Origin of the sequence: Yersinia sp. 2542 StPb PI, from assembly GCF_048593855.1 — a bacterium.
Lineage (GTDB): Bacteria > Pseudomonadota > Gammaproteobacteria > Enterobacterales > Enterobacteriaceae > Yersinia > Yersinia enterocolitica_E.
Map to the genome: position 1 here is coordinate 1 of NZ_JAZGQA010000352.1, position 2,013 is coordinate 2,013.

The following is a 2,013-nucleotide window of genomic DNA, read 5'->3' on the forward strand; positions in this document are numbered from 1 at the left end:
AGACATATTTTATAGGTTTACTATTCCAGTATTAGAGACGTTTCTGATAAGCATTAGAGAAAAGTCTCCAATAATGATTCGGGAAGTATTCATTGAATATGTAGGATAGGTAGGACGTCAGAAATATATTTCGCAGTATTTCATAAGCCCCCCTTTCCAGGCCCGATAATAAATACTTACCCATTACAATAAGCTATCTGGCTCTTCATTAGATCGAATCGGTACGACTCTGTAACGGATTCGTCAGTTAAATGACGTAGTTATATCTAGGCCAAACCAACAGTACATACAGGAAATTCTAACTAAGAGTATTCTTGCTTCTACCTGGCATATTGTTACGTTTTCTTAATCTTTCTTTCGCTTTTTCAATCGCTAATTTTGTACGATTTGGAAACAACACGGTCATCTCTGAGGGGGACAAATGAAGGTTCTTCTCCAACAAGCACCACTCGTCATCACTCCAGCGCTGAACGGGTGTCTCACGCACTTTGAGTCTCGTGTATTTCAGGCCCAGCTGGCTTGCCTTGATTTTGATCGACTCAACACTTCTGCGAGGCAGTTTTTGAACCACTTTAGTGCCCATTTTGGGGTAAAACCGTGTCAAAATACGAACCTCATCAGGGTGCCAGTTACGCGCACTGGTTATTCCCATATCCCGCGCCTTTTCAGTAATCGAGTGTTTGGCCCGACCAGGCAGTTGCGTTTGTACATAAGCAATACCTACCCCATCAGCATAATGAGTGCGCAGAACTGCTTTTTCCTCTTCAGTCCAAGGACCCGCCTGCACCTTACAAATCCCTAACTCTTTGGCAGCCAATCTTATTGCTGTCACTGTACGGCCCAAGTGAGCAGCTATCTCAGCGACAGGTATCTTCCCATAGTGGGCTTCCACATACGTCAATTCGCTGACGGTCCACGCGGTACGGTGGTTTCTATATTCTTGACTCATCACCGGTTTCCTTACGCATTTCCCTGTTCAGCCTTTCCCGGCACCCTTTGTTTTTGACTGCGTGATATGGTCAGACCCACATCACACCTACGGTGATGTCATTTCGGGCAACGTCAGTAACGCATACCGGTTCAGCAGTTGAGTAAACCGGCTGTCTATCTGTTGGCGCAGTGCCGATGACGGGGTTTGCCCTGACTCGGACTGCACCTGATACTGACGCAACAACTCTTCCAGCGGTAATGTCTGTGCCATCGGTTGCTGGATAGCAAAAACGGCAGATTTCAGTTCAGAGACCGTCATATATCCCCGTTTTTTTTCATCCAGACTATTCAGGCGTTCGGCCAGTTGCCGCAAACGCTCTTGTGCCAATGCATAGTGTTTCAACTCCACCAATGGCGCAGCACCGGCTTCTCGCTGTTGTTGCCATAATGCACTCAATCGGTTGACTTCTTGACTGGCGGGCCACAGTTGCTGTGCTTGTGATAACACCCCATCCCCCCGCATTTGTGCCCATAACGGCGGTAACATCGCCAGTTGTTCCAATTGTGAGCCACTGACTTGCAGTACCGATTCCGCCAAGCGCGCCCACTCGGCATCTGAAGCCTGTTTTTTCAGTTCATCGATTGATTTGGCGGTCAGCGGCGCAGGTAAAGGCGCGACATGGGTCAACAGAGCCGCCTCCAGCGGATCAGATGACAGCGACTGCCAGATAACGAAACTGCCTGCCATCAATAGCGCCATCAACGATAAGCCCGCCACAAAACCGTGGCCCGCCTTCCAGCGCGGAGGTGGTGGCGGCGAGGATAACGCCACCTGCACACTTGGCGGGGCCGGTTCATTGACAATATAGACGAGTGGTTCGCTGACCACAGCCGACGAAAATGTCGGCTGTGGCTGTCGTTGTGGTTCAGTGATACCTGAGTGTCGTGCCTGAACAGTCAATCGGTCTGGCATTTCAATGGCCGCCTCGGCACTTTCCAGCCGCAATGCGGCGTTATGCAACATCAGGCGCACCCCATCCAATTTACTCAGATGTTTGAGCTCCAGCGTTTGCAACTGCGTGC

General features: G+C 49.6%; 2 protein-coding genes. Both read right to left on the bottom strand.

All coding sequences use genetic code 11. The features are described from left to right. Positions 1–298 precede the first annotated feature (298 nt). Positions 299–949 (bottom strand): hypothetical protein, encoded by a 651-nt coding sequence (locus tag V1952_RS21510; protein ID WP_420075517.1) that lies wholly within the window; start codon positions 947–949, stop codon positions 299–301. Positions 950–1,036: 87 nt separating this feature from the next. Then, a partial coding sequence (locus V1952_RS21515) for a VasL domain-containing protein (protein ID WP_420075518.1) occupies positions 1,037–2,013 on the bottom strand: 977 nt, incomplete at its 5' end.

Coding starts and splice junctions, on each gene's coding strand:
- V1952_RS21510 (WP_420075517.1), bottom strand. CDS start 949: ATGAGTCAAGAATATAGAAACCACCGTACCGCGTGGACCGTCAGCGAA.